This is a genomic window from Psychrobacter sp. CX21, assembly GCF_057396255.1.
This window is the reverse complement of the sequence record NZ_JBXYJG010000008.1, coordinates 65,542-87,038: the sequence shown is the minus strand read 5'-3', so window position 1 is coordinate 87,038 and position 21,497 is coordinate 65,542. Positions and strand designations below refer to the sequence as shown.

15 protein-coding genes are annotated in these 21,497 nt (G+C 37.2%); 12 read left to right on the top strand and 3 right to left on the bottom strand.

Features of this window, described 5'->3' with window-relative positions:
* Positions 1-127: 127 nt before the first annotated feature.
* Both AC2SLP_RS06380 and AC2SLP_RS06375 read right to left on the bottom strand, forming a co-directional pair.
* Complete coding sequence (locus tag AC2SLP_RS06380; RefSeq protein WP_486535834.1) at positions 128-1,198, bottom strand: helix-turn-helix transcriptional regulator; 1,071 nt, start codon at positions 1,196-1,198, stop codon at positions 128-130.
* A 159-nt stretch (positions 1,199-1,357) separates the two neighbouring features.
* On the bottom strand, positions 1,358-3,913 hold the full coding sequence (locus AC2SLP_RS06375) for a Lon protease family protein (protein WP_486535833.1): 2,556 nt from the start codon (positions 3,911-3,913) through the stop codon (positions 1,358-1,360).
* A 237-nt stretch (positions 3,914-4,150) separates the two neighbouring features.
* Between AC2SLP_RS06375 and rsmG the strand changes: the two genes are divergently transcribed.
* From rsmG to AC2SLP_RS06335, 8 genes are all read left to right on the top strand, one after another.
* Positions 4,151-4,822 (top strand): 16S rRNA (guanine(527)-N(7))-methyltransferase RsmG, encoded by a 672-nt coding sequence (rsmG, locus tag AC2SLP_RS06370; RefSeq protein ID WP_486535832.1) that lies wholly within the window; start codon positions 4,151-4,153, stop codon positions 4,820-4,822.
* A 214-nt stretch (positions 4,823-5,036) separates the two neighbouring features.
* Positions 5,037-5,792 (top strand): ParA family protein, encoded by a 756-nt coding sequence (locus AC2SLP_RS06365; protein WP_486535831.1) that lies wholly within the window; start codon positions 5,037-5,039, stop codon positions 5,790-5,792.
* A gap of 331 nt (positions 5,793-6,123) precedes the next feature.
* Positions 6,124-7,356: a ParB/RepB/Spo0J family partition protein gene (locus AC2SLP_RS06360; RefSeq protein ID WP_486535830.1), complete on the top strand. Its 1,233-nt coding sequence runs from the start codon at positions 6,124-6,126 to the stop codon at positions 7,354-7,356.
* 194 nt (positions 7,357-7,550) lie between these two features.
* Positions 7,551-9,368 (top strand): lipid A export permease/ATP-binding protein MsbA, encoded by a 1,818-nt coding sequence (msbA, locus tag AC2SLP_RS06355; RefSeq protein ID WP_486535829.1) that lies wholly within the window; start codon positions 7,551-7,553, stop codon positions 9,366-9,368.
* Positions 9,369-9,409: 41 nt separating this feature from the next.
* Positions 9,410-10,558, top strand: coding sequence for a tetraacyldisaccharide 4'-kinase (lpxK, locus tag AC2SLP_RS06350; RefSeq protein ID WP_486535828.1), 1,149 nt, complete (start codon positions 9,410-9,412; stop codon positions 10,556-10,558).
* 110 nt (positions 10,559-10,668) lie between these two features.
* The gene (gene kdsB / locus AC2SLP_RS06345) at positions 10,669-11,517 is read left to right on the top strand and encodes a 3-deoxy-manno-octulosonate cytidylyltransferase (RefSeq protein WP_486535827.1); all 849 of its coding nucleotides are present in this window, start codon (positions 10,669-10,671) and stop codon (positions 11,515-11,517) included.
* Positions 11,518-11,747: 230 nt separating this feature from the next.
* Entirely contained in the window at positions 11,748-12,917 is a 1,170-nt protein-coding gene (locus AC2SLP_RS06340) for a DNA polymerase III subunit delta' (protein ID WP_486535826.1), read from the top strand.
* 175 nt (positions 12,918-13,092) lie between these two features.
* Entirely contained in the window at positions 13,093-13,440 is a 348-nt protein-coding gene (locus AC2SLP_RS06335; RefSeq protein ID WP_486535825.1) for a PilZ domain-containing protein, read from the top strand.
* A gap of 260 nt (positions 13,441-13,700) precedes the next feature.
* Here the strand turns inward: AC2SLP_RS06335 and AC2SLP_RS06330 are convergent, their stop codons facing one another.
* A complete protein-coding gene (locus AC2SLP_RS06330) occupies positions 13,701-15,653 on the bottom strand; it encodes an acetyl-CoA C-acetyltransferase (protein ID WP_486535824.1) in 1,953 nt (650 codons plus the stop codon).
* Between the two features lie 529 nt (positions 15,654-16,182).
* On the opposite strand from AC2SLP_RS06330, the gene AC2SLP_RS06325 reads away from it, so the two are divergent.
* The 4 genes from AC2SLP_RS06325 (at position 16,183) to AC2SLP_RS06310 (ending at position 21,457) form a co-directional block, all read left to right on the top strand.
* Positions 16,183-17,583, top strand: coding sequence for a 3-oxoacyl-ACP reductase (locus AC2SLP_RS06325; protein WP_486535823.1), 1,401 nt, complete (start codon positions 16,183-16,185; stop codon positions 17,581-17,583).
* Between the two features lie 375 nt (positions 17,584-17,958).
* Positions 17,959-18,855 carry a MaoC family dehydratase gene (locus tag AC2SLP_RS06320; RefSeq protein ID WP_486535822.1) on the top strand — a complete coding sequence of 299 codons (897 nt, stop codon included), beginning with the start codon at positions 17,959-17,961 and terminating at the stop codon, positions 18,853-18,855.
* 477 nt (positions 18,856-19,332) lie between these two features.
* Positions 19,333-19,839, top strand: coding sequence for a protein tyrosine phosphatase family protein (locus AC2SLP_RS06315; RefSeq protein ID WP_486535821.1), 507 nt, complete (start codon positions 19,333-19,335; stop codon positions 19,837-19,839).
* Positions 19,840-19,984: 145 nt separating this feature from the next.
* Positions 19,985-21,457: a serine hydrolase domain-containing protein gene (locus AC2SLP_RS06310; protein WP_486535864.1), complete on the top strand. Its 1,473-nt coding sequence runs from the start codon at positions 19,985-19,987 to the stop codon at positions 21,455-21,457.
* Positions 21,458-21,497 lie beyond the last annotated feature (40 nt).

Below are 21,497 nucleotides of genomic sequence, written 5' to 3'. Positions count from 1 at the left end.
AGAAATGAGAATAAAGTTAGGTTTTGAAATAATTGTTAGAAACAATTCTTAATTATACCTTATGGTTTGAATCAAAAGAGTATATCACTATACAATTAACTCTTAATAGAAAGTATGTATATAGTATTTAAAGCGTTTTATTAGATTTATCTACTTTATTAGCTTTGTCCGCCTTGATAGGATTATCTTGTTTAACAGCATGTGATAAAATTTTTGGCTCAATATGAATCAACTTTTTACCAAATCCGCGTAACCACCAAACAAGCTGTGAAGTAAGGTTAATCGTTGCCGTTATGGTCTGAGTGTTATTAGAGTCATCTTCATACACTTCCTGATCTTCACTCAATCTGCTTTCAGTTAAGCTTGTACCCGCCTTACCATCAAACACAAGCTTTATTTTGGTGTTTTTACCATGATTGGGTAAATCATTGAACAAATAATACGCAAACCCCATCCCACCAGAATCAAGATACGTTGAGAGTTCAAAGTCTTTTGGAATGATAGCAGGTTTAGCATCCTCAATTGTGACTTCAATAAAGCGGTGTAGTGCAAAAGTTCTTATAATCTCTTCTTGATCTTTGACTTTGGTTGCCAATAAGTAAATAACCACTCCGCGTTGAACAATGGCAATGGGGTTTAGATAGTATATTCCGGGTTCTTCTTTATCACGGCGCGTATAAAGAGCCATGATTTGACGCTCATAAAATATTGCTTGATAGATAGCATCTTTACATTCGCGGCACATCTCAGGGGCGATTAAGGGCTGGGTGGCGGGTTCTATACGGACTCTATCAAGCCAGTTATGTGAGACCTTACTGTCCTTAAGTTGTCTTCTGGCAAGGTCGAACCAAGGGAATAACTCATCTAAAATCGCAGGGGGTAAAAGCTGTAATAGGTTTGCCTCAACCATATTAAAAGCAACGGCTTGCGATAGGTTCATATGCGGCAAGCTTTGCACAGGTGCGTCTTCTTTCCAGCGCCAACCTTGAGGATTGGCATTATTTTTTTCTATCGGAAAGCGTTTTGATAAAGCATTTAGATCGCGCTGTACGGTGCGAAGGCTCACATCAAAATTGGCTAGGCTCAGCTGCTCATGCAAATGATGAGTGCCGCGCCAATTACCACGTTCTAATAGATTAAGCAGTTCCCATTGTCTTGCGGTTGTCGCTGTACTGTTACTAGAGCCGTCCTTTGTCATAATAATATCAGCCATTATGTATAGTTTGCGAACTCAGTAGAATGCTAAAAATTAGTTATTAACTTAACATCTGTACTGATAGTCTTGAACTTTATTTTAATCTAAATCTTCATAATAGTTATTCGTATTGGTAATCATACTGTTATTTGAATTGCTATTTTAATTTTTATTCGCATCGCTATTTGAGTCGATATTTGGTTTTAAGTTGAGTTCATCTTGCATACTATCAGGTGGATTGAGTTGATCTTCCCATTTTTTTAGATTTTTAATCACTCTACCAAATAAAGTTGATTTTCTATAACGACCTTTTTTATTTACGTGGTCTACTAGCTTTTCCGATAAAATAGTCAGTGCTTCACTTAAAGTATCAACCGCATATAAGATGAATTCTTCCTCTTTTACAGATTGTATAATATCATCTCTTAGCATCAGTTGAGTGATATTTGCTGATGGTATAATCACCCCTTGCGTGCCCGTCAGGCCTTGATGCAAGCAAGCATCATAAAACCCTGCTATTTTTGTATTAATACCACCAACCGCTTGTACTCTTCCTAACTGATTCATAGAGCCAGTTATCGCCAGCGATTGTGATATAGAAACATCAGACAATGCAGATAATAAGGCACACGCCTCAGACAAGGTGGCACTATCACCATCAATATGTGCATAACTTTGTTCAAAGGCTAGTGATGCGGTAAAGTTTAAGGGCTCATAGGGGCTAAACAGAGCACGTAAGTAACTGTTCATGATAAGCATGCCTTTGGCATGTAAGTTGCCGCCAAGCTCGACATCACGTTCGATATCTAATATATCACCTGATCCAGTACTATTTTGTAATACCGCGGTTAATAAAGCGGGCATGCCAAACTCACTATTGGCATAATCTACAATAGTTAACGCATTAATTTGACCCACCGCATAGCCTTTTGTATTTATCAGCTGTTGACCATCCGTTATCTCTTGCAAATACAGCTCTTTTAAATAATCGGACCGGTAGTCCTTATCATCAATGGCTTTTTTGACATGACTGTATTCAACTAACACTGTGTTTCGCTGATCAGAGATACGATTAGCTTCAAGCATAAGTTGTATCAGATGATCTGAGTGCAAGCTCAATTTATTTTGATTTTCGCTTAATAAGCTTAAATATTCAAGTATGGTGGCTTGTGCAGCCGCGTCAAAATGCTTTAGATGATATTTATGGATTATATCCGCCATTTTTGAGGACATGGCTATTTCATTATCAGAATCTCTTGAAAGCTCATCATGGAAGTCTGCTCTAATCTTAAAGGTGGTATTGAACTCTGCATCAATTTCAGAAAACTGATCGTATAGTTCAGGCTCACCTAAGATGACTACTTTTACATTTAAAGGTATGGGTTCAGGATGTAAAGTGACACCGCCCATTAAGTCGCTTTGACGGTAGTTTGACAGCTCAACCTGTCTGGATTGTAGGGTTCTTTTTAAAGCGCGCCATGCGTCAATGTGTTCAGCCAAGTGTCCTGCTTCGATAATTAAATACCCACCGTTCGCTTCATGTAGGGCGCCTGGCTGGATCAGCATGTGATTAGTAACCGTTGTACCAGACTTTAGAGAGTTACCTATAAAACCAATTAAATTATTCAACTTAGGGTAAGGTTCAAATAATATAGGCGCATTGTCATTGGTGTACTTCAAATCGCAACGCGCATGTTTAGAGGATTCTGAAGAAATATATTCTTTTGTGACCGTATCACTTGAGTCAGCGTCATTAAAGACCGTTTCGTTAGACGCAGTGTCCTTATCGAACAAATCACTTAATATCGTTTTATTAATGACATTATCTGAGTTATCATTTTGATGGCTTTGACACTGTTTAGTCTGAGTGACCATGATGTTTAAAGCATAGCGAGTAGGAATTAATTCTAAATCATCACATATAAATCGATCATCTTCGCCACTTGCAATTACATCAGCATTTTTAATCATGTCATTTTGAATATGAATTAGATAATTATATAGCTTATTATAATCCTTATAAGTTTTAAGTAACTTATCAAACCTACTTTTAATCGATTCTTGCGCAATGCGGCTAGGGTCCTGAGGATTAAAATCGATAGAATATAAATCGTCGGTAGTAGGGGTATGGTTATCTTTATCTTTATCTTTATCTTTATCTTCAGAACTATGATATAGGGTCGACTCTGTGTTGAGGGCATTAAACTTATGTTCATTTAGTTTATGGACCTTTAACCTATCATTGAGTAAATTCCATATTTCAAGTATTGTTTTTTTTATCACAGGTGCATGTGAAGCGGGAAGAGCAATAGCAAGGGGACGTCGAGGATTCTCAAAGTTATAAACATATACCCAATCGCATACATCCTGATTATCTGGGTATTGTAAACGACCTTCACGCTGTAAAAACTGAGTAATAAAGGTTCTTTTGCCCAATCCATTTTCGCCCACTGCAAATACATGATAACCCTGAGCGTGGATATCAATAGCAGTTCGGAGTGCATGAATCGCACGGTCTTGACCAAGAGCAGGGTCTACAGTTGGTGTATCGGCTGTCGTAGTTGGTAATATGTCGGGATCAGTGTATTTTTTTAATTTTATTATATCAATGACACATTGGGTTTTAATGTGATCGATAGTGGCCTTATCTTGTTCATGCTTAATATTGGATTTTATAATAGGGGTTTGATTAGTATTGGTGCTAATGTCTTTATTCATATTCGATTACTGTAAAGTTTAAATGTGCATAAAATTTGAGATGATATCTTATAAATAATTGAACGTGTTATAATGCTTCGTTATGTTGACCCTAAGGGATATAAAGAGTTTATTTGAACCAAGTGTGTCAAGATAGTCCCTTATTGCTTATAGCATTGTTCAAATAGTATCGTTTAAATAGTCGATTTTTTTATACCGTTGATCAAATATAACCTTGTGCAGTAGAGTATCTCAATTATGATAACAAGCTCTGATTTTTTTGTAATTAAAAATGATATAGACCGCTTGGAGAAGCTACTAGATGATGCCGTCACTCAATTAAATCTAAACTTAGATACCGAGCAGCGCTGGACACTGTTATTATATTTAGATAAGTTGCTGTTTTGGAATAAAACCTATAATTTGACAGCTATTAAGCAACCTAAAGAAGCGCTAATAAAGCACATTATCGACTGCTTGGCGATAGTGCCTCATTTAAAGCCGGGCAGACTACTTGATATAGGTACTGGTGCAGGTTTGCCAAGTGTTATTATAGCGATTTGTGAGCCACATCGAGAAGTAACGGCATTAGATAGTAATTCAAAAAAGATTAGATTCATCAGGCAGTTGGTGAGTGAGCTTAATGTAAAGAACGTAAGTCCCATTGCCAGTAGGATTGAGAACTATACTTTAGATGACACTGACAAGTATGATGTGGTCACCTCAAGAGCGTTTGCAAGTTTAACTGATTTTGTAGAGGCAGCTACACCGCGATTAGCTAAAGATGGCTGCTTGCAAGCTATGAAGGGTTTAATTCCTACTGAGGAGGAGTTAAACCAAGTCACGCATGAGTGGCATGTAGAAAGCTTGCCTTTAGACGTGCCCTTTTTAAATGAAACGCGTCACATTATCGAGCTTTATAAGAAATAATCAAACACATGTTTAATCAAATGCACTTCATAAAGACAGGTGCTGTTAAACACATACTCTTTATTTATGTACATACTTTTTATTAATTAACATACTGCTTATTATAAAAAGTTAAGCTGCTAATGATCCCAGTACATACATTTAAAAGCAAGCATCAAGATATTCATTGCTCCATATTGACTATTTAATAGATCCTAGGTAAAAAAGTAACGTTATGGAAATACTCGCTATTGCAAACCAAAAAGGTGGTGTCGGTAAAACCACGACAGCTGTAAACCTTGCTTCATGTTTGGCAGCTCGGCGTAAAAAAGTATTGCTTATTGATTTAGACCCTCAGGGTAATGCCACAACAGGTACTGGACTTGAAAAGCGTGATCTAGCGTTGTCAATTGCCGATGTACTGCTTGAAGGCGTGAGTATTAAGGAGGCAACGTATCAAAGTCCTGCAGGATTTGATGTGGTTGGCTCAAATCGAGATCTATCCGGAATTGATATTACGCTTATGGGTAAGAATGACAGTCATTTATTATTAGATACCGCATTGGATTCTGTAGAGGGATATGATTACGTTATTATCGACTGTGCGCCTAGTCTTAATCTATTAACCATTAATGCAATGGTCGCCACGCAAGGTGTGATCATACCTATGCAATGTGAGTATTATGCACTGGAAGGTTTGGCTGATTTATCCCAAACTATCGAAAGATTAAAAGAATTAAATCATGATTTACATATTAGAGGCGTTTTACGCACCTTATTTGATGCAAGAAATACACTTGCAAATGATGTCTCAGAAGAGCTTGAATCGCATTTTGGCGAGATTATGTTCAAAACCATTATTCCAAGAAATATACGACTTGCAGAAGCACCTGCTCATGGTATGCCAGTAATTGATTACGATAAAAGTTCAAAAGGTGCACAGGCCTATCGCAAACTTGCGTCTGAAATTATAAGACAAAGCATACAGTAGTGAATATTTAGCCTTATACATTTATAGTTGAGTCATAATTAATGGCGTCAATATGGTTAAGTTTGTGCTAAAGTAATTTAATAAAAATAATCAATAACCTTGCAAGCTTTGTACAATCCATTAAAATAGTCGTCCCTAAATAGTTCAACCGAATTGAAGTATTATTATATTTCATTTAATTAAATAGTTAGTTTGTATTTAAATTGGAAATATTAATTAATTGAATTGATATAAAAGTATTCACGGTTATTATGGTAGTTGCGCTGGGTTATATTATTTAAATTTTGAAAATTTATAGATCAGATAAGCAAGCAGTAGAGGATAAACTAACATGGCAAAGAAGCGCGGATTAGCAGCAAACCGAGGGTTAGATGCTCTTCTTGGATCTATAAAAAAAGAAAAAGAAATTACTGCTGATGCCTTGCGCGATGACTCGCAAAATATTGGATCGTCAGACGACAATGCTCCTTCAGACAATGCTCCTTCAGACAATGCTACTTCAGACAATGGCATGACAGAGAATGGTACACCATATAAAAATGCTTCAGCTATTGATAAAAAAACTAAAGAATCAAACAGGCGTACCGCAAATAAGAAACCAGCTGTTAAACCGTCTATGCGAAATGCTAAAGACGATACCGACTCAATAGGTAGTCCTTTATTTAAAGATGCACTAACGGAAGATTCGCTATTAGCTAATTCGAGCTCTAAAACGAGTGCGCAAAAAGTAGGTTTTGATGACTCAAATTCTGCTGATGAAGATATGTCGCTTGTACAAATGCGTATAGAGCGTTTACAAGCGGGTAAATATCAGCCCAGACGTGATATGAGCGAAACGGCATTGGCTGAATTGGCTTCCTCTATTAAGCAGCACGGTGTGATGCAGCCTATTGTTATTAGACCACTACTGGCCAACGAAGAAAAAAAATCCAAACGGGTAACGCACGAAATTATAGCAGGTGAACGCCGCTGGCGGGCAGCAAAATTAGCTGGTCAAACGACGATACCTGCCATTGAGCGTGCTTTGTCTGATGAATTAGCGATTGCTTTAGCGCTGATTGAAAATATACAGCGTGAAGATTTGTCTGTCATCGAGCAAGCGGCTGCGTTACAGCGGTTTCACACTGAGTTTGGTATGAGTCATGCCATGATTGCAGATGTAGTCGGTAAAGCAAGAACCACCGTATCTAATCTACTTCGATTAAATCACTTACATGACGATGTTAAAAACCATCTTAGTGAGAGCCATTTAGATATGGGGCATGCAAGAGCCTTGCTGTCTCTGTCCTCAGATCAACAGCCAGTTATCGCTCAAAGAATCATCGATGAGTCAATGACAGTTCGGGATGCAGAAAAACTCGTTAAATCGATTTTAAATCCTGAACCAAAAAAAGACACAAAACCTAAATCTGATATAGATGTTGAGAAACTCAATCAAAAACTTTCAGACTATTTGGGCGCCACTGTCAAATTAAAACAGAAAAAGGGCGGTAAGGGCAGTGTTGAGATATTTTTTCATAGTCATGATGAGCTAGAAAGTTTATTAGCGCACTTTAAACGTTAAGTCATATTTTTATTCTATAATTAGAATCCTTCATCTTTAGTCTATAAACTTCATATTTTTAATTCAATATCGTATTTTAAAAACCATTTAATCCTTGATGCTTTTTAAAAGCTTAGAATTGCAGTTTTATGAATTATGTGGTTTATCTGGCTATAAATTTTATGCTTCGCATGTCAAATTATAAAGGGCAATAGATGACTCAGCATAAACCCAATGTACAGTCTACCGCTGCAAAAGTACAAAAAGTTCAGTCAGAGGGTGTTATCAACCTTAATCAGCCTCCTGTAAAGATAAGCAGTGCACAAACCTATTTAAGACTGCTAAAGTATGTCAAAAAATACTGGTGGGCAATCTTATTAACCATCATCGGTTTTGCTATTAATTCAGCCACTGAGGTTGGTATTGCCAAGTTGATTCAGTTTATAACTGATGCGATAAATAATGGAACCCAAGAACAAAGAAATTTGTTTCCTGTATTGATTATCGCGATATTTCTAATTCGCGGCGTGGGATCATTCTTAGGAAATTATTTTACGGCCCTTATTTCGAGAAACATCGTTTATGAAATGCGTGTTGAGGTATTTGATAAGCTTTTAAAGCTGCCTAACTCTTTTTTTATTGAAAACCCATCAGGCACCATATCTTCGAAGTTAATCTTCGATGTCGAGCAAGTGACCGCCGCAAGCACTGATTCTTTAAAGACCATATTGAGAGATGGTCTAACAGTCATCGCTCTACTTAGCTTTTTATTATACTCAAATTGGCGCTTGACCCTTATCTTATTTGTCGTACTACCTCCAATTCTATATATAATAAAGATAGCTTCAAAGCGCTATCTTATGCTTTCAAAAGGTATTCAACAGACAATGGGAGAGGTGAGCCATATTACTAATGAGGTAATCAGTGGTTATCATGTTGTCAAAAACTACGGTGGTCAAGAATATGAACACAGAAGATTTGATGCCGCATCACTAAGAAACCTAAAACAAGGCATGAAAGTCGTTGTTACCAATAGTATTAATACACCTGCCGTTCAACTATTAATGGCCGCCGCTATGTCAGTTGTCGTCTGGCTCGCCTTACGCCCTGAGGTTATGGAAGGCACAACAGCAGGCGAGTTTATTGCCTATTTGACAGCCGCAGGGTTACTAAGTAAGCCAGTTAGAGCTTTAACTGATGTTAATCAGAAGCTTCAAAGAGGGATTGCTGCTGGTCAATCAATCTTCACATTACTTGATCAGCCAGAAGAAGTCGATACAGGTATTCAAACCGACTCAGTTAAAGGTAATATTCGCTTTGATAGTATATCGATGCAATATCCAGATGGTACCAAAGCTCTCAATAACTTTAACTTATTTATTAATGCGGGTGAAACAGTCGCCATAGTGGGTAAAAGTGGGGCTGGTAAAACCACACTGGTCAATTTATTAACCCGAACATTAGATCCAACTAGTGGTACCGTTTATATTGATGATATTCCTTTAAATGATATATCTTTAAAGTCTTTAAGATCTCAAATTGCGACCGTAAATCAACAAGTTGTCCTTTTTAATGAATCTGTCAAGCACAATATCGCATACGGTGATTTGGCTAATAAGTCAGATGAAGAGGTTATTGAAGCGGCTAAAGCTGCATTTGCACATGAATTTATTATGAATTTACCACAGGGTTATAACAGCTCAATTGGTGCTGAAGGTTTACAGTTATCAGGCGGTCAGCGGCAAAGGTTATCTATAGCACGTGCACTCTTAAAAAATGCCCCTATTTTGATTTTGGATGAAGCAACAAGTGCATTGGATAACGAGTCGGAGTATTATATTCAAAAAGCATTGAATAATGTGATGAAAAATAGAACAACTATCGTTATTGCACATCGATTAACTACTATCGAAGCAGCCGATAAAATAGTAGTTATGGATAAAGGTCTTATCGTTGAGGTAGGCAATCATGACGAGCTCATGAATTTATCAGGGCAATATGCCCAAATGTATGCAAGAGACTTTGAAGAATAAATTCTATTGACTGTAAACACTAAGGATCACTATATACCCCTATGACCGATGAAGACTCGTCAACCCCTATAGATTCCCTTAAGTCTACTTCAAGCCTTGAGGTAGGTATGGTTGCGGCATGGCAGTCTCAAGCTTGGTGGTTATGGTTACTTCTACCATTTAGCTGGGTATATGGAATTGCTATTTTTATAAGGCGGCAGTTATATGATAGGGGGTTACTAACCAATTATCGGGCGCCTGTACCAGTTATGATTGTGGGTAACATAACCGTGGGCGGTAGTGGTAAAACGCCTTTGATAATTGAGCTGGTTAACTACCTACAACAAAAAAACGTCAAGGTAGGTGTCATTAGCCGAGGATATGGCGGCAATGAGGCTTCAATGCCTAAGTTTGTTACTCGCGATAGTCAGCCCGTTGAGGTAGGGGATGAGCCGTGCTTAATCGTTAGGCGAACTGGGGTTAGTATGGCGGTATCACCTAATAGACAGTTAGCGATTGAGTGTGTTTTAGGTCATGCGCCTGATACCCAGTTAATCATTGCTGATGATGGTTTACAGCATTATAAACTCAAGCGAGATATAGAATGGATAGTTGTTGATAGTGCGCGCGGGTTTGGTAATAAGCAGCTGCTGCCTACAGGATTTTTAAGAGAGCCAATAAGTCGTTTAAATGACGCTACCGTTATATATCACATTGCACCAAACGTTAAGGACTCTAATCCCCCTCATTCAATCGACACCAAAAATACGATACATGATCAGCTTCCTAAGTACCAGCTTTCTATGCACCTTGAAGCTGACGTTTTACAGCCTTTATTGATTAACGATACCGTAGTAGATAGCGAGGGTGGTAATGCATTTACGTTTAACCCTTTAAACAAAAAGGTATACGCCATGAGCGGTATAGGCTATCCCAAACGTTTTTTTAACACACTTAAGTCGCAAGGTTTTGAGGTTATAGAAGTCGCTATGCCTGATCATCATAAATTTAAAGAAGAAGATTTATTATCACGAACCGATTATCCGATTGTCATTACCTCAAAAGATGCTGTGAAAATTGGACCTTTAGCTAGAGCTAACAGTCAAATTGCGAAAATGTCTATCTGGGTTTTACCTGTTAACGCTGAATTATCTAATAAATGTTATGATGTTTTGCACAAACAATTGAGACAAATTGGTATTGATTACTGAAGGCAAAATACTTTCAAAGTTGTATTTGTATATCTTATAGTGGTTTAGCAAATTATTGTTTCAGCACACCATAATCTTTTGAAATTTAGGTAATTAGATGAGCCTTAAAAATGAATAAAAATATTATGTTAGGCAAACAACCTAAAGTACACATTGTCATTCCTGCACGTTTTCAAAGTAGCCGATTACCTGGAAAGCCTTTGTTAAACATTCATAATAAACCCATGATTTTGTGGGTTGCAGAAAAAGCCCATCAAGCTGATTTTGCAGATGACCTATGTATCGCCACTGACGATGAACGTATTAGACAAGTATGCGAGTCAGCGGGCTTTAACGTTGTCATGACAGATGCCAATCATGTCTCTGGTACTGATAGGCTAAATGAAGTTGCACAGATTAAGAAATGGTCTGCTGACGATATAGTCATCAATATGCAAGGTGATGAACCTCTTGTACCGCCTGTATTATTAAAGCAAGTCAGAGATTTATTAGTTGATAGTCCCGATAGTGTCATGTCTACTTTATATGAACCCATAACAACTCTCGATGAATTTAAAAGACCGTCTGCTGTAAAAGTTGTAGTAGATGCTTTAGGTCATGCTTTATATTTTAGCCGCGCGCCTATTCCTTTTGACAGAGTATCTATAAATAACGAAACTAACAAAACTAATGGCCCTAACGTATCCAATAAACTAGCGTCAACTGCCGCAATAGCGTCATCCATTATGGGTATGCGTCATTTAGGAATATATGGATACCGGGTTAAGTTACTCCAAGACTTTGTAAAGTGGCCTAAAGGCGTTTTGGAAGGGCTTGAAAGTTTAGAGCAATTACGCGTGTTAGAGAATGGTAAAAAGATCGCTATCGCCCAAGCGCTATTAGAATTACCCGCCGGCGTAGATACCCAGCAAGATTTAGATCGACTTAACCAAATGCCTGTTAGTGTTTTTCACAATTAAGTATCGTTCTACATATTATGGGTTAAAGGTTTTATATTAAGAATAACGTGTCTAAAAATACAAGCTTATAGTTTAATATAAACCTAATCGTTTAATCATAGAACCACGATGACATTTTGTTAAATAAATATTAACTAGAACTAAAAGAAGATGGAAGTATTAAATTAATTTCTCAATCTAAATACTCAATAGAAGTACTCAATAAAAGTACTCATTAAAAGAAGCTAGCGATGAATAATGAAGCGCATACAGGTGCCGAAGAATTAGCATATTTTAGACCAATTCTACCTTGGCAGGTTAGTGCGTGGCATCAACTATTAGATAGACATGAAAAATTACCACATGGCCTATTGTTCTCAAGCATGGCGGGTACTGGTAAACGACAATTTGTATGGCGGTTTGTCGCATGGCTGCTGTGTTATAACCGTGGTAATGATACCCAAGGGTTAAAGCATAATGACGGTCTCAGCTATGATAATGCGTGCGGACATTGTGAGAGCTGTATTTGGTTGAAATCAGGTACACATCCTGATTTTATGGTACTGCCTGCAGGCAGTTTGCCTATACAATCTGAAGACAATTTGAATCAAGCTAAAAAAGACACGACAAAAAAAACAAAACCGTCTAAAACTAAAGCTAATATTGATAAAAAAACGCCGTTAACATCTATCAAAGTTGATGACATAAGACATCTACAGCCTTTTATTAATCAAGGAAGTTCTGGCAGAAGAATATGTGTGATTGATAATGCTGATTCTATGACCACCGCAGCTGCCAATGCTCTACTCAAAACACTTGAAGAGCCTAGAGAGGGTATACAACTACTGCTAATAACAGATATGCCCTCTAAGTTGCTGCCCACAATAAAAAGCCGCGTCCAGCATGTGTCTTTGGAGTGTAAAAATTCTGACGACATGATCTCGTATCTGAAGAATCGTATTATAGCTGAACAAATGATACCTTATAATGATGATCATCAATTTAGCCAACAAGTTTTACAGGGTTTGCAACTGGCGAATGGTGCCCCTTTAGCTGCTCTAGACTTACTAGCATCTGACTGGTATCAGCAGCGCGATAATTGGATAAAGATATGGCTGGCACTTAAATCTGGTAAACGGTCTAGTATTGCTGCCAGTGAATACTGGCAAAAAACATTAACTTTGGAGGATTTGCTAAAGCTTACTGAAATAATGCTAATGGATTTTAGTCGATATATTTTAGGTTTAACGCCATTACAAAGGGATATCGGGTTTGAAGATTATAATTCCATTAAGAATCTAAACATTGAGTCTGTACAAGCAGTTATATCAAATATTTATGATATCAAATTGGCTCAACACCAAAATGTTCAAGATAAAATGGCATATGATAAGTTAACCGAATCTATCGCGCGTTTATGATTAATTTACGGTGATAATAGCTGGGCTTAGAGTTTAGCTTAGAGCGGGGCAAATAACTTAGCTTATAAAAGCCATTGAATCATTCTAATAGCATTAATAATTTAATAGCTTTAATAACCAAAATAGCTTAAATAAATTAAATATTTCAAATAAAAAATAAAAGAAGAGTTGTGACATGGTTGAGCCTAATATGAATAACATAATAGAATATGATATACCTGACAATCATAAACTTTATCTGAGCTATCTACCTTATGTAAAAAATGGGGCGATTTTCATTCCATCTCAGCAGCGGGTAAGTTTAGGCGATACTTTTAAGGTTTCAATAAGCTTGCTAGGATCTAGTGAAAGACAAAATTTTCAAGGTGGGGTGGTTTGGATAAATCATCGAACCCAAGGAAGTCGACCTTCAGGATTTGCAGTGCAACTGAGTAATGATAAAAATGGTTTGGCCATCAAAAGTGAAATTGAAAGAATGTTAGCAGGCATGACTGGTTCACTGCAGGCGACATACACAGTTTAGAAGTTTCTTTCATTCAGTTTAATTAGCGAACTACTAAACGGTTAAGGCGTTAACCTCGCTAAGCCTATATGAGTAGAACTTGCACTCGGTTGCTTTACGCCCATTTTAGACTTCTTTGACTATATTATTGTTATTGCTATCAAGCGATATTAATTTTATAAGACACAAAAAAAGAGCCATAAGGCTCTTTTTTTTATAAATTTACCAACTTATTAATAATTCAAATACATCTGTAATATTAATAAATCAGTTATTCATTATTATTTTTCAACAATACAAGTCACACCTTGACCACCCGCTGCACAGATTGAGATTAGGGCACGGCCTGAACCTTTTTGATCAAGTAGTTTTGCAGCAGTAGCTAATATACGACCACCAGTAGCAGCAAATGGATGACCAGCTGCTAATGAAGAACCATTAACATTAAGCTTACTACGGTCAATTGATCCAAGTGGCTTATCAAGACCTAAACGCTCTTTACAGAAAGTCTCATCTTCCCATGCAGCAAGCGTTGATAATACTTGAGAAGCAAACGCTTCATGAATCTCATAAAAATCAAAATCTTGCAGAGTTAAGCCTGCACGCTCTAACATACGTGGAACCGCATAGGCAGGTGCCATTAATAGACCTTCCTTAACCCCATCTTTACCAATAAAGTCAACGGCAGCTGTTTCTTGGTGCGTGATATAAGCCAACGCTTTTAAGCCATGCTGCTCAGCCCACTCATCTGTACCTAATAAGACACAAGAGGCACCATCTGTTAATGGGGTAGAGTTAGCAGCAGTCATCGTTGGATTAGCATTACGCTTACCAAATACAGGCTTTAATGAAGACAGTTTTTCAAGTGAAGAATCAGGACGCAAGTTATTATCGCGTGTTAATCCTTTAAAAGGCGTTATCAAATCATCGAAGAAACCTTCTTCATATGCACGAGCTAGATTATGGTGACTGTTAACCGCCAATTCATCTTGATCTTCGCGTGAAATATTCCATTCTAAAGCGGTGATTGCTTGATGTTCACCCATAGACATACCAGTGCGAGGCTCACCGTTTTGAGGAGCATCAATTAAGTCTTTAGGATTAATTGAGGTTAAAGCAGCAAGGCGCTGTTTGTTATTTCTAGCAGCACCAAGTTTGATAAGTGCTTTACGTAAGCCGTCACCTACGGCAATTGGCGCATCAGAGGTGGTATCCACACCACCAGTTATAGCAGAATCAATAATACCTAGAGAAATTTTATTCGCTGCTGCAAACGTTGCTTGTAGTCCCGTACCACATGCTTGAGAAATATCATAAGCAGGAGTAAGCGGGTCTAAAGCGGTGTTTAAAGCAGATTCACGAGTAAGGTTTAAGTCTCGGCTTAATTTTAAAACAGCGCCAGCAACCACTTCACCAACACGCTCACCTTGTAGTTCATAACGTTCTACTAAGCCATTTAAAGCCGCGCTTAACATATCAATGTTACTAGCATCAGCGTACGGGCCATTTGATCTTGCGAAAGGTATGCGGTTACCGCCTAAAATTGCAACAGGACGTATTGATGGTGCATTATCTGGCATTGATGGTTCCTTATTAGTATTAGGTTTTGAGTTTGATTTAGAAGTAGAATTAGTGTTTGCGGGTGATTCGGTATTAGTATTAGAAGACGCTGTCTTATCTGAACCTTTCAAGGCTGATTTAGATTTAGATTCAGATTCAGAGTCAGATTTTGTAGTCGTTTGTTCAGATTCTTTTTTAGACTCTTTATTAGCATCTGATTTAGTTGGCTCAGATTTTGGTTTTGAATCAGATTTTGGTTTTGAATCAGATTTTGGTTTTGAATCAGATTTTGATTTTGAATCAGATTTTGGTTTTGAATCAGTTTTAGTATAAGTACTGATGCTTTCAGTCTTTTTTGAATCTGCCGATTTAGTATTAGCACTATCAGCAGCGCTTAGATTGTCTGCTTGTTCTGTTTGCTCTTTACGTGCTTCTATAATCTTTTGCTTAGCAGATCTATCTTCACTGATTACTTTGTCAGCTTCAGTTTTAGGAGAATTAGCAACTTGTTCTTTCAAATCTGCAAAATCTGTTTGAGCTTTGGATTTTGTGTTTTGAGTGTTATTATCTAATGTTTCATCAAGAAGCTGTTTGCCATCTTTACTGACAACGGTTGAGGTAATAGGCGCATCTTTTGAAGCATTGGTATCTTTAGGCTGATTGGAATTACTCATTTATTATCCTTATATATTATAAAGTTTCAGGTTTATTATCTAGCGACATAGATAGTCCTAAAACGGTTTTTAAAAAATTAAAACTAAGAAAAAAGTTATAAATAAATCTTAAGTTATGGTGACAATCTTAGGTAACGGCATATCTATTACTATCAAACTTAAACAGAATGAATAAATTGCAAGTAACTTCGTTTATTCAAATGTTTATATAAGTGTTGATATAGATGATGTTAATTTAAAATCTACATCTAACTTCTATAATATTTTATATAGTATCATTGATGACAACAGTTTATAGTAGAAACTATCAAATCATAATATTATTTTATAATTAATTACTATAGTGATAAAATTATGTTTGATTTTAGCATATTCATTATTAATGACATTCTATAAATGATAGTATAATAGCTATCGAATAATTTAATATTTAGTTTGTGTATATACTTCTAAATTACGTATTTGAAACATAATTTTAATAAAAATTTTATTTATTACTTAATTAAAATCATTATATCAAGGAGTTAGTATGTCAGACCGTTATGGAGAGTTTGTTCAGTCGCCACTAGGTAAAAAAGTAGCTAAAAACTTAGGGTTGCCGCTTCCTACTAAACTGGATCGTTTTAAAGTAGGAGAGAAGGTAGTACGTGGTAGCGTTTTATTTGGTTCAGCCAATGGTGATGACAGTCGTATAAGTGATGCTATTGCAACAACGTTGAATACGCTTCAAGCTGATGTTTATACTGCTGGTAATGATGCGCATCAACAATCATTTAAAACTGCTGATATCGAAACTAAAGACAGTGCTGATAATTCTGATAAGTATAGTGTATTGATATTCGATGCCAGTAATATAAGTAATGCAGCTGACCTAAAACAGATGTATGAATTCTTTCACCCAGTTGCCCGTCAAGTTGAAAAGTCTGGTAGAGTTATTGTTGTTGGTCGTCCACCTGAAGAATGTAAAGAAATAGGTTCAGCGTTGGCACAGCGCTCGCTTGAAGGGTTTGTAAAATCAGTTGGTAAAGAATTTAAAAAAGGTATAACCGCTCAGCTTATTTATGTAAGTGAAGGTGCTGAAGATAATATCGACTCAACTTTACGTTTCTTTGTGTCTGCACGTTCTGCCTATGTTTCAGGACAAGTGGTTCGTATAGGTTCAGGTGACTCTAAACAGGTTGACTGGTCAAAACCTTTAGCTGATAAAACCATTTTAGTTACTGGTGCGAGCCGAGGTATCGGTGAGTCAATGGCCCGTGTTTTAGCCCGCGATGGTGCCCATGTTATTTGTCTAGACATTCCTCCTCAGCAAGAAGATTTACAAAAAGTTGCTGGAGAGATTGGTGGTTCAACCTTGCCTTTAGACATAACCGCTGAAGATGCTGGTGAGCAAATCGCTGAAGCAGCAGCTAAGCGCAATGGACTTGACGGTATCATTCATAATGCAGGTATTACTCGTGATAAGACACTTGCTAATATGGATGAAAAACAATGGGACATGGTCATTAATATCAACTTGCAAAGTATTGCTAAAGTGAATGACTATTTATTTCAGCATGACGTGTTAAATGAAAATGCTCGTATAGTCTGTGTTTCATCTATTTCAGGCATCGCAGGTAACTTAGGCCAAACTAACTATGCAACTTCTAAAGCCGGTGTTATTGGTTTGGTACAAGCCACCGCTAAAATGCTTAAAGATCAAGGCAAGTCAATTACCATAAATGCAGTTGCTCCAGGTTTCATCGAAACTCAAATGACGGCTGCTATTCCTATGACTATTCGTGAAGCGGGTCGTCGTATGAACTCTATGAGCCAAGGCGGTTTACCTGTTGATGTGGCGGAAGCAACAGCGTGGTTCGCCTCACCCGCATCAGGTGGTTTAAATGGTAATATTTTACGAGTTTGTGGTCAAAGTTTACTTGGCGCCTAACTATATCTAATTAACGACTTGAAGAATTTGCTAATACGCTTCATTAAACACAAGTTTAATACGCTTTTAGAGCTTAAATCCCTGTCGTTAAAGTATATTAAAGAGCCATCGTAAGATGGCTTTTTTATTGATAATAAGTGCCATATTTCTATTCAAAGTAACGATAGTTATTTAAATCAACGATAGTTATTTAAATTAACAATAGTTATTCAAATCAAAGATAGTTACTCTAATTAATAATGGTTTTCAATTTAATATGATTAACGGTACGATGCGCTTGTTATACTAATAAAATGTAAATTATTGCGCATAATAGAATTAAGAATAGTAAGTTATCATTCATACAATAATAAATCAGTATAAAAAGGAGAAAGTATGTCAACTCGTGAATTTTCAAATCTGCCTGAAGCTCGTGAGACCTACATCAAAGTCATTAAATCATTGTTACCCGTCATTGGGAAAAGTTCAAAGGGTAAAAAGAATACGTTGCCCGAAGCATCTTATAAGGTTAATGAGTTAAGCATTGACAAATCTAACTTGCAGGATTACCGACGTATCTGTGGGTTTGCAGAAAATGGCCAAATACCGCCAACTTACTTTTCAGTTTTATCTCAATCATTACAAATGAATATGATGGTTGATGAAGCATTTCCATTTGCAATGCTAGGTTTGGTACATGTTGAGAACTCAGTGACTCAGTACCGCCGTATTGCTGACACTGAAACAGTAACGATGACAGTTAGTTTTGCCAACCTTCGTGACCACGACAAAGGCAAACAATTTGATTTTGTCACTCAGGTACTCAGCGAGGATGAACTCATTTGGGAAGGTGTGTCTACTTACTTATCACGTCAAAAAACAGACTCTGGTTCAAAAGATAAAAAGTCCAAAGCCGCTACTGAAAAGCCTGAGGTCGGAAAAGACGATATTCACAGTATCTTTTCTGTGCCTGAGGACATTGGTCGACGTTATGCTAAAATTTCAGGCGACTTTAACTTAATACATCTTCATGAATATACGGCAAAAGCGTTTGGATTCCCTAAAGCAATCGCTCATGGTATGTGGTCTAAAGCCAAATGCTTAAGCTTGATGGATTTGCCAGAAGCTTATACGGTTGATGTTGCTTTTAAATTACCTATATTTTTACCCTCTGAAGTTGAATTAATAGGGGATAATTTAAATCAGTTAGACGATAGCAGTGAAGCCGAGTTTAATTTATATAGTGCTAAAAATGACAAACCTCATTTGGCAGGAAAGATTACCAAACGATAATGACAGTCGATATTAAATAATCTTATATATTGTAAAGAGTACTAGTACTATTAATGCTACTAGTATTAGAAATAAAACAAATAGCCAAAGTGTTAAACTTTGGCTATAAGGGTCTGTTGAATATTCAAATATGGAACTGGCGGCGGTTATTTTTTAGGCAATATGCAGGGAAATTTTAGACACTTAGTTATTCTAAGTTAGAAAATTTCTCAATATATTGACAAAAAATAGACCCGCCCCGTAGGGCTGATGCTAAAATTGCCCCAACCGTTGTTATAAACCTAGCTAATGTCTAGACATTATCGTCGGTTTATGCCTAGTTTGGAACAATTTTAGCTATCAGCAGTCCTAATGTTTGAATGTTTAACAGACCCTAAAATTTGGGATTTAGTATAATTGGCAAATTGTTTTTAAAATAGATATTTATAGCTTTATAAAGATTTTATTCGCAGCTTTTAAATAAACATAGGAGACTTTATGTCGGTAAGTGTTGATGCTCAAAATAATGAACCAAACAACCCAGAATTAACAGAATTACAAAAAGCTTTAGGGTCTAAATTAGTAAATGCTAAATTTCCTGATGTTAGGACTGTAGTAACGGGGAGCTTAACGCCTGAAAAAGTTTCATTAGCGGCTAATGCGGGTATCGAACATATCATTAATTTGCAACCTGAAGATGAGCTCTCATTTGATGAAAAAAAAGAAGCTGAGTCTAATGGCATACATTACACGCACTTGCCTATAGCCAATGCAGATGATTTGAAGCAAGTAAACCTGCTAGAATTTGATAAAGCATTGCGTAAGCACCATGGTAAAAAGACATTGTTGCATTGCGGCTCAGGTAACCGAGTAGGTGCTTGTATGGCATTAAGAGCGGGCTGGTTACGTGGCCGCAAAATGGATACTGCAATACAGCGGGGAAAAGATCATGGATTAACCGGACTAGAAGAAGAAGTCCGTAACCGATTGCTGGTACCCAGATAGCGGATATTAAATAGCTAATATCAAATAGCTGATACCAAATAGCTGATATCAAATTGTTGGACTAGCATATCGCCTATCAAATGGATTAACAGATGGCTTAACAGTTGGCTTAAAAACTAAGGATAAATTGAATACTGTGACCAATATGGAACATATAAACCGATCTCTACAAGAAACATTGCAAAAGACCTTGGATAGTCTTCAATTAGAAGATGCCCCTGCAGGTGGCTCCGTTGTGGTTTATTATGATGGTCAATTGATTGCAAGCGTTAGCGTGGGTAAGGCAACCCCAACTCACGAGTGGCATAAACAAACTTTATCGCTCAACTTTTCGACCGGTAAGGGGGTGTTGGTTACGTTAATCCATATATTAGTGAGTCAAGGATTACTAAATCATATGGATACGATTGCCAAACATTGGCCACAGTTTGCTCAAAATAATAAGCAAACCATAAGATTAAGAGATGTATTAACGCATAGCGCAGGTTTGTTTGATATACGTTCGATTACTGATACTGCGATCGATATGCAAAATTGGGACTTGATGTTATCACGTATAGAACAAATGCCTACTGCTGAGCCTAAAATGGTAGGTGCTCACAGTGCATATAGTGCATTGGTATCAGGTTGGGTGTTGGGCGGTCTTATAGAAAAAGTGACTAAGTTAAAACTTAATGACGCCCTAAAAAGTTATCTCACTGGACCCTTAGATATTAGTGAAGAGATGTATTTTGGTGTACCTAGTGATAAAGTGTCTAACGTTGCAAATTTGGTAAAAAACTTTGATGAATTTGATCTACGAGCGCATTCTTCAAGTTCACCCTTGGCAAACAATGATTCAAGATATGGTTCAGGTCAAAATGGATCAGCACGTTCTAAATTAAGAACGCCCAAACCAGTCCTGCGTGAAGATACCGAAAAGACACTAAATACTTATCAACAGTTGCGTAGTTATGACTGCTGGCATCAATTACTAAATAATAATGAATCAATATCTTCTTTAAATAAAACAACATCTGCTAAAAATTCTGAACAAAAAAAAGAACCGCCATTACCACCACTAAAGACGATGGATATAGTGGGTTTGTATTTTGATATGAAAGAAATAAACTTTCATGATTTCAAGCATGCGTTAGCCCCACGTGGTAAAGCTGGTTTGGACTACTATACATTTGATACGATGACGGCTAAGATACCAGCGGCAAATAACGTGGCCTCAGCTAATGCATTGGCTAGAATGTATGCCATGCTCGCTAACAAAGGGAAATGGGAAGGAAAGCAGCTCATAAATGCTGAGATATTTGATGATATGACCAACGTATATATCGAGGGCCCTGATGCTATCATGCCCGCGACGCAGCCCAATAGTATGTACTGGCGGCTCGGGTATCATCGCGTGTTTAGTCGGTGTGGTAGTGATACTTTGTTACGAACAGCTTTTGGACATATGGGATACAATGGATCGGTAGCATGGTGCGACCCGAGTCAAAAACTCGCTATGGCATATGTCCATAATTTTGATGTCACCATGAGTACAGATATTCGTCAATTTGCGATTACTGAGACTGTCTTAGACTGGTTTAAACATCATCACCCATCCAGTCATAACATGCTGTAATACCTTAAGGGTTATAAACGCTTACCGATCTTAATTATTT

What these genes read in the sequence shown, in the direction of transcription:
- msbA (WP_486535829.1), top strand. Translation starts at nt 7,551, where the DNA reads ATGACTCAGCATAAACCCAATGTACAGTCTACCGCTGCAAAAGTACAA.
- AC2SLP_RS06310 (WP_486535864.1), top strand. Translation starts at nt 19,985, where the DNA reads ATGGAACATATAAACCGATCTCTACAAGAAACATTGCAAAAGACCTTG.
- AC2SLP_RS06340 (WP_486535826.1), top strand. Translation starts at nt 11,748, where the DNA reads ATGAATAATGAAGCGCATACAGGTGCCGAAGAATTAGCATATTTTAGA.
- lpxK (WP_486535828.1), top strand. Translation starts at nt 9,410, where the DNA reads ATGACCGATGAAGACTCGTCAACCCCTATAGATTCCCTTAAGTCTACT.
- AC2SLP_RS06325 (WP_486535823.1), top strand. Translation starts at nt 16,183, where the DNA reads ATGTCAGACCGTTATGGAGAGTTTGTTCAGTCGCCACTAGGTAAAAAA.
- kdsB (WP_486535827.1), top strand. Translation starts at nt 10,669, where the DNA reads ATGAATAAAAATATTATGTTAGGCAAACAACCTAAAGTACACATTGTC.
- rsmG (WP_486535832.1), top strand. Translation starts at nt 4,151, where the DNA reads ATGATAACAAGCTCTGATTTTTTTGTAATTAAAAATGATATAGACCGC.
- AC2SLP_RS06375 (WP_486535833.1), bottom strand. Translation starts at nt 3,913, where the DNA reads ATGAATAAAGACATTAGCACCAATACTAATCAAACCCCTATTATAAAA.
- AC2SLP_RS06360 (WP_486535830.1), top strand. Translation starts at nt 6,124, where the DNA reads ATGGCAAAGAAGCGCGGATTAGCAGCAAACCGAGGGTTAGATGCTCTT.
- AC2SLP_RS06380 (WP_486535834.1), bottom strand. Translation starts at nt 1,198, where the DNA reads ATGACAAAGGACGGCTCTAGTAACAGTACAGCGACAACCGCAAGACAA.
- AC2SLP_RS06330 (WP_486535824.1), bottom strand. Translation starts at nt 15,653, where the DNA reads ATGAGTAATTCCAATCAGCCTAAAGATACCAATGCTTCAAAAGATGCG.
- AC2SLP_RS06365 (WP_486535831.1), top strand. Translation starts at nt 5,037, where the DNA reads ATGGAAATACTCGCTATTGCAAACCAAAAAGGTGGTGTCGGTAAAACC.
- AC2SLP_RS06335 (WP_486535825.1), top strand. Translation starts at nt 13,093, where the DNA reads ATGGTTGAGCCTAATATGAATAACATAATAGAATATGATATACCTGAC.
- AC2SLP_RS06315 (WP_486535821.1), top strand. Translation starts at nt 19,333, where the DNA reads ATGTCGGTAAGTGTTGATGCTCAAAATAATGAACCAAACAACCCAGAA.
- AC2SLP_RS06320 (WP_486535822.1), top strand. Translation starts at nt 17,959, where the DNA reads ATGTCAACTCGTGAATTTTCAAATCTGCCTGAAGCTCGTGAGACCTAC.